This is a genomic window from Mycobacterium sp. (genome assembly GCF_032159765.1).
GTDB lineage: Bacteria > Actinomycetota > Actinomycetes > Mycobacteriales > Mycobacteriaceae > Mycobacterium.
Genome location: NZ_JAVHWM010000135.1, coordinates 23,626 through 30,931 on the forward strand (window position 1 = coordinate 23,626; position 7,306 = coordinate 30,931).

4 protein-coding genes are annotated in these 7,306 nt (G+C 66.6%); 2 read left to right on the plus strand and 2 right to left on the minus strand.

Features of this window, described 5'->3' with window-relative positions; genetic code table 11:
- Window positions 1-73: 73 nt before the first annotated feature.
- The gene (locus QOH60_RS15775; RefSeq protein ID WP_526421958.1) at window positions 74-2,806 is read left to right on the plus strand and encodes an AAA family ATPase; all 2,733 of its coding nucleotides are present in this window, start codon (window positions 74-76) and stop codon (window positions 2,804-2,806) included.
- Here QOH60_RS15775 and QOH60_RS15780 read toward each other — a convergent pair.
- On the minus strand, window positions 2,803-4,374 hold the full coding sequence (locus QOH60_RS15780; protein WP_526421960.1) for a vWA domain-containing protein: 1,572 nt from the start codon (window positions 4,372-4,374) through the stop codon (window positions 2,803-2,805). The genes QOH60_RS15775 and QOH60_RS15780 overlap by 4 nt on opposite strands.
- Window positions 4,375-4,521: 147 nt before the next feature.
- A complete protein-coding gene (glmS, locus tag QOH60_RS15785) occupies window positions 4,522-6,387 on the minus strand; it encodes a glutamine--fructose-6-phosphate transaminase (isomerizing) (RefSeq protein WP_526421962.1) in 1,866 nt (621 codons plus the stop codon).
- 54 nt (window positions 6,388-6,441) lie between these two features.
- Between glmS and QOH60_RS15790 the strand changes: the two genes are divergently transcribed.
- Window positions 6,442-7,299 (plus strand): dienelactone hydrolase family protein, encoded by an 858-nt coding sequence (locus tag QOH60_RS15790; RefSeq protein ID WP_526421964.1) that lies wholly within the window; start codon window positions 6,442-6,444, stop codon window positions 7,297-7,299.
- Window positions 7,300-7,306: the final 7 nt, after the last annotated feature.

Here is a 7,306-nt window from a genome sequence, read left to right on the forward strand (position 1 = left end):
TGTCACCCTGGCACCGCGGTCACCCCTGCCGAATCCGGTGCCCCCCCTGGTCTTTGCGTCCTAGGATCAACCGATGCTGGTCGGCCGCGAACCCGAGCAGCAGCGGATCGCGACGCTGGTTGCTGGTGCGCGGGTACGGCAAAGCGGCGTGCTCGTCATCAGCGGTGAGGCGGGAATCGGTAAGACATCGCTGCTTGACGACACCGCGCGCGCTGCTGGTGAGATGGCTGTGTTGAGGGCGTCGGGAAGCGAATTCGAAGGCGGGCTGGGCTTCTCGGGCTTGCACCAGTTGCTGGTGCCGGCTCTGGGTCTGCTGGACCATCTACCCGAACAGCTGCGCGACGCGCTCGCGGTTGCCCTCATGCTTCGCAGCGGTCCCGCCCCGGAGCGGTTCGCGGTCGGGGTGGCGGCATTGAGCCTGCTGAGCCGACTGGCCGAGGAACGGCCGCTCTTGCTGCTCCTGGATGACGCGCACCTTTTCGATCCCGCGACCGCCGAGACTGTTCGCTTCGTCGCGCGCCGCCTGGTGGCCGACCCGATTGCCCTGCTGATCTCGCTGCGCCCCGAGCCCGATGCCATCCTCAACGCGGCTGATCTTCCGGCGCTGAAGCTGACCGGCCTGGATACGCAGGCCGCGACGGCGTTGATCACACAACAGCAGCCCGGCCGGCCGGCCGACCCCGAGAAGGCGGCCGCGCTCTATCGGGTAACCGCGGGCAATCCGCTCGCGCTGCTGGAACTGTCCCGGGATCTCGACAGTGTCGCGCGCATGCCGCCCGAACTACCCGTGCCTGTCCCCGAAGCGATCGCGCAGGCCTTCGGCGGGCGGGTGTCGTCGCTGGCGCCCTCGGCGCGGTGCGCGTTGCTGATCGCTGCGATCGCGGACGGCGACCTCGCCACGACGGCCCAGGCCGCCGCCGGGTTGGGGTGCACGGTTGACGAACTCGAAGACGCAGAAGCGATCGGTCTGCTGCGGCTCGCCGGCGATCGCGCCGTGTTCCGCCACCCCCTCGTTCGTCCGGCGATCTATTCGACCGCGCCTGGAGCGCTGCGTCGAGACGCGCACCGCGCGGTCGCCGCGGCGTTGCCTGACTCGTCGGCCGATTTGCGCGCCTGGCATCTCAGCCAGGCATGCGTCGGCCCGAACGACGACGTCGCAGACGCCCTGACCGCTGTGGCCGACGGTGCCCGCGCGCGCGGAGCCCACGCCGTGGCAAGTGCCGCGCTCGAGAGAGCCGCCGAACTCACGACAGAACACTCCCGACGGGCGGTGCGGATGCTCGGTGCCGGGGAGTCGGCCTGGCACGCCGGTCAGCCCCGGCGGGCAGATCTCCTTCTCGAGAAAGCGGCGAGAGTGTCGACGGACGAGGCAATCGTCGCCGACATCGACGATCTTCGAGGAAACCTGGCGTTTCGCACCGGATCGCTCGACAAGGGTCTCGAATTGCTGCTTCGGGCAGCACAGCTCGGTTCTTCATCCGATCCCGACGCCGCCGTGATGCGGCTATGCGACGTGATCCATCTGTGCTTTTACCGCTGCGATACGGCGAACGCGCTCGCCGCTGCGGATCGCGTGGAGAGCCTCATCGGTGCATGCGGAACCGACAGTGCGCGTATCCGCGGCCAGATGGGGATCGGCATGGCGCGGGTGGTCGCCGGCGGCGCGGGTGTGCAATGGATTCGCACTGCCATGGACGCGCTCGCAATTCATCCGGATCTCCCGGAGGACACCCGACGACCGCATTGGCCGGTGATCGGCACGCTGTTCCTCCGCGAAACCGCCTCGGGACGTGATCTCGTCAGTCGAGCCGTCAACGATGACCGAGTGCGAACGGCGTTGGGCGCCTTGCCTGCTCTGTTGTTCCACACTGCCCGCGATGATGCGACCACCGACCAGTGGGCCGCCGGCCTGGCGGGCTACGACGAAAGCATCACGCTCGCAAGGGAAACGGGCCAGACCACCGACCTCGCGGCGTCACTGGCCGGACTGGCGTGGCTGCAGGCAAGGATGGGACGCGTCGAAGAGTGCAAGGCACACGCAGATGAAGCAATCGCCCTGGCCGAACGTCACGGCATCGTGTTGGCCCGGCTGTGGGCGCTGTACGCGCTCGGCGATTTGCATCTCGCCTGCGGTGACTCCGCGGCGGCCGCTGGGTGGTTTCAGCGATTGCAGACGATGCTGCACCGGATGGATGTCCTCGACGTCGATCTGGCGCCGGGCCCTGAACTCGCCGAAGCGCAACTGCGCAACGGTGATGCATCGGCGTCGGCGGCAACCGCCCACGAGTACCTACTGCAGGCGAGGAAGAAGGGCCAGCCGTGGGCGCTGGCCCGAGCGCACCGTGCTGTCGCGCTGACCTGTTCAGACGCCGCCGAGCGGACCGCGTTATTCGAGCGGGCCATTGCACTGCACGCCGACAGCCCAGACTTGTTCGAGGAAGCCAGAACTCGTCTCGCTTACGGCTCCGCTTTGCGTCGTAGCCGCAGCCGGGTGGCCGCACGGCCTCAACTCCGGATCGCGCTTGACGCATTCGAACGGCTCGGCGCCCGCCCCTGGGCCGATCTCGCCGCCAACGAGTTCGATGCGACCGGAGAGAAAGTTCGACGTTCAGGTGAAGGCTATCTCGGCGTCCTCACGTCACAGGAGATCCGGATCGCCAGGATGCTCGCCGACGGGAGAACGACGAAAGAGACTGCGGCGGCGCTGTTCTTGAGCCCGAAAACCGTCGAATACCATCTGCGCCACGTCTACCAGAAGCTGCAGATTCGCTCGCGAGACGAGTTGAGCGCGGCGATAGACTACTAGCGCACGACCCGCTCACTCGAGGTCCATTGACCGTTGGTGAACCGATGCGTGACTTCGATGGTCGCATAGGGCGAGTAACCGAGGTCAGCGCTTGTTGCCGATTCGGGATATATCAGCTTTTCCTCAGTGATGATCGCCGAGCCGTCGACTCGTATCTGATCGATGCCGCGAGTCTCGCCATATGTCTTACCGCGAAGGGGTGACGATCCCGGCATGATGGTTTCGCCAATCGACCGGGGAGACGTCGGATCCGAAAAGTCGAACACGCGAATAAATTTCATCATCGATGTCCGGCCAGCGCAGCACATCGCTTTCGGGGAGCCGAAGCAGGTGAAGGAGACTAACGCGTCCTCGGTCCCGTCTGCGTCGGCGTCGAGCCATCCGACCATTTTGGCATCGGTGATCGACGCGCCCCCGAAGTCACCGGAGGGGGTGCGTGCTTCGCCCTCGCCGTCCCGCACAGTGATCGGGACTGTGTTGTTCCATCCGAGGGAATCGTTTCCGCATGTCCCGGCCGGGAATGTCATATTGCGGATAGTGTCGTCGGTGACGCCGGACGGCTTCGTCGGATTCGCACTCGAATGCGGGGCGCACCTGCACAGCGTGATGGCTTTGATTGTGCCTGAGACGATCCCGCCGAGTTCGGCGTAGTCCTCCACGGTCATTTTGTATGCGGTGGACGCGTTGGCGTCGATGGTGTAAGTGAGAACGCTGCCGGTGCCGCTGATCTGTTTGTCGGTAGGTGTGCCGTAAAGCTCGGTGGCTTTGCTGACGGATGATCCAGCGGTGATGCCGTCGATAGTGCGGCCGCCGCCGTGCGGTGCGATGGAATCGAGGACGCCGTCGACAAACCCGAAGTCGCAGTCGGCATACGAGACGACGACCTTGCCATCGGCGACGGCGGGGAACGCGGGGTGCGCCTTGCGAATATCGGTGAACGACTGGCCGAGCCGAATGTCGTCGATGCCGTCGCCGGTGAGCGATTTCTTCGCCAGGCCGACATTTTGCACCGCGATGAGCCGACTTGCGAGTTGATCGGCGTTCGTCGCCTCCACGAACAATCCGCCCGTCACCCGCGCGATGCACGCGAGCTGCTCGCTGGCCGGCCCCTCTGTCTTGAACCCGACCGTCGAGATCGTCAAGCCGGGGTGATTCTGCTTTGCGGCAATCGCGGTATCGCACGGAGGCGTGCCGCACGTGTCTTCACCGTCGGACACCAACACGATCGCCTGCGGTGAAGCGTCGGTGGGCAACTGATCAGCGGCTCGTTGCAAAGCCAGGCTGATCGGGGTGTAGCCAGAGGGAGTCAAGCCCGCGATCTGCTGGCGCATGTGCTCACGATCCAAGCGCCCCAGGGGAATCAGTGTTTTGACGTCCTGGCAGCCAGCCACCTGCTCGGCTTCAGCGATACCTGTGCCTGTGCCGTAGGTGGTCAGTCCGATCACCGAGTCGTCGGGCAACTTGTCGACGAGTCCCTGGGCCGCCTTCTTGGCCGCGTCGATCCTGGGCCCGGGTGCGTCGGCGGTGTTCATCGATGCAGACGCGTCCAGAATCAGCACCGTCGGCACGGTGACCAGCCTTTCGGGCGACGGTCCCAATCGACCAGGGGCCGTGAACACGTCACAACCCGTCAGCAGCAGACAAGCGCACGCCAAAATAACCCCTAAACGACTCCCCACCAGGGGATCGTAACGCTCTAACCCCTACGCGGAGAGCTATTCGACGGTGACAGACTTCGCGAGGTTGCGCGGCTTGTCGACGTCGTAGCCGCGGGCCTGCGCCACCGCCGCGGCGAACACCTGCAGCGGGATCGTCGAGAGCAACGGCTGGTAAAGCGTTGACACCGCCGGGATTTCGAACAAATGATCGGCGTAGGGGCGCACGGTGTCGTCGCCTTCCTCGGCGATGACGATCGTGACCGCGCCGCGCGCCTGGATCTCGCGGATGTTGGACAGCAGCTTCGAGTGCAACATCGCCGAGCCCTTCGGCGAGGGCATCACCACGATCACGGGCAGGCCGTCCTCAATCAGCGCGATCGGCCCGTGCTTGAGTTCGCCGGCGGCGAAGCCCTCGGCGTGCATGTACGCCAGCTCCTTGAGCTTGAGCGCGCCCTCCAGCGCCACCGGGTAGCCGACGTGGCGGCCCACGAACAGCACCGTCGACGACGACGCGAACCGCCGCGCCACGTCGGCGAACGGCTCGACCTCCGCGAGCACCCGCGACACCAGCGGCGGCATCGACTCGAGCTCTTGGTACTCGCGCTCCACCTCGTCGGGGTATTTCGTGCCGCGGGCCTGCGCGAGCGCTAGCCCGACGAGGTAGTTGGCCGCGATCTGCGCAAGGAACGTCTTCGTAGACGCGACGCCGATCTCCGGCCCGGCGCGTGTGTAGAGCACCGCGTCGCATTCGCGCGGGATCTGGCTGCCGTTGGTGTTGCAGATCGCCAGCACCTTGGCCTTCTGCTCCTTGGCGTGGCGCACCGCCTCCAGCGTGTCGGCGGTCTCGCCGGACTGCGAAATCGCCACGACCAGCGTGCTGCGGTCCAGGACCGGGTCGCGATAGCGGAACTCGCTGGCCAGCTCGACTTCGACGGGCAACCGCGTCCAGTGCTCGATCGCGTATTTGGCGAGCAACCCCGAGTGGTAGGCGGTGCCGCACGCGACGACGAACACCTTGTCGATCTCGCGCAGCTCCTGATCGGACATCCGCTGCTCGTCGAGCACGATGCGCCCGTCGACGAAGTGCCCGACCAGCGTGTCGGCGACGGCGGTCGGCTGCTCGGCGATCTCCTTGAGCATGAAGTACTCGTAGCCGCCCTTTTCGGCGGCGGACAGGTCCCAGTCGATGTGGAACGTGCGATAGCCGCCGACGTCCTCTCCGGAGAAGTTCGTGACGCGATAGTCCTCGGCGGTGATCACGACGGCCTGATCCTGGCCGAGTTCGACGGCGTCGCGGGTGTATTCGATGAACGCCGCGACGTCGGAGGCGACGAACATCTCCCCGTCACCGACGCCCACCACCAGCGGCGTCGACCGTCGGGCAGCCACGATGGTTCCGGGTTCGTCCGCGTTGGCGAATACCAGAGTGAAGTGCCCCTCGAGCCGTCGCAGCACTGCCAGCGCCGACGCCACGAAGTCGCCGGCCGTGTCGCCTGACCGGTACTGCCGGCTGACCAGATGCACGGCGACCTCGGTGTCGGTGTCGCTGGCGAACTCCACGCCCGCGGCTTCCAGTTCGCGGCGCAGGATGGCGTAGTTCTCGATGATGCCGTTGTGGACGACCGCGAGCTTGCCTGTGCTGTCGCGGTGGGGATGGGCGTTGCGGTCGGTGGGACGGCCGTGTGTTGCCCAGCGGGTGTGGCCGACGCCGGAGTGTCCCTGCAGCGTGGCCGGGTCCGCGGACGCCAGCGCTGCGTCGAGGTTGGCAAGCCGCCCGGCACGCCGATGAACGGTCATTCCGCCAGTGCCATCCATTACCGCGATGCCCGCCGAGTCGTATCCGCGGTACTCCATCCGGCGCAACGCTTGCACGACGACGTCGCAGGCAGGGCGCCCTCCGACGTAACCGACAATGCCGCACATAGGTCATCAGGGTAGTGGAGCCCCCTGATCGGGGCCGTCGGCTACGGTTCATCCATGGCCTCCACCGGCAAGCTCTTCCGCGCGCTGACCCGCAAGGGGCCGCACCGCGTTCTGCGGGGTGACCTGGCCTTTGCCGGTGTCCCCGGTGCCGTCTACACACCGGAGACCGGCTTCAATCTGCCTGCCGTCGTGTTTGGCCACGACTGGATGACCGCGGCCGAGCGCTACCACGGCACGTTGGAGCATCTGGCGTCGTGGGGCATCGTCGCAGCGGCCCCGGGCACTGAGCGCGGACTGGCGCCGTCGGCTTCGAACCTTGCTTACGACCTCGGCACCACACTCGAGATCGTGGCAGGCGTGCGGTTGGGACCCGGACAGATCAGCGTGCATCCCACCAAGCTCTGCGTCGCTGGGCACGGCTTCGGCGGGTCTGCCGCGGTGCTGGCGGCGGCGACGCTGTCGGGGCGCCGATCGCGCTTCGTCCCGAAGGCAGTGGCTGCCCTGTTCCCGAGCGTGACCAGCCCGCGCGCCGAAGAGGCCGCGGCGTCGCTCAAGCTGCCCGGCCTGGTGCTCACGGCGCCGGATGGTCCGCGGACGATCCACACGATTGCAGAGGAACTGAACGACGTGTGGGACGGCGCGGTGTTGCGCATCGTGAGTAAGGCGAAGCCCGGGGGCCTGCCCGACGGTCGCAGATGGGGCCGCCTCCTCGGCCTTCCTGGCGCCGACAAGAACACGCAGAAGGCCGCGCGGGCGCTGCTGACCGGATACCTGCTCTATGAACTCGCCGGAGATAAGGCCTACAGCGACTTCGCCGATCCCGGCGCCACGCTGCCGAAGACCGAAGGACCGGATCCCGACGCCGAGCCGGTGACGCCCGAGGACAAGTTCGTCGCGCTGCTCAAGCCGTAATGGCGAT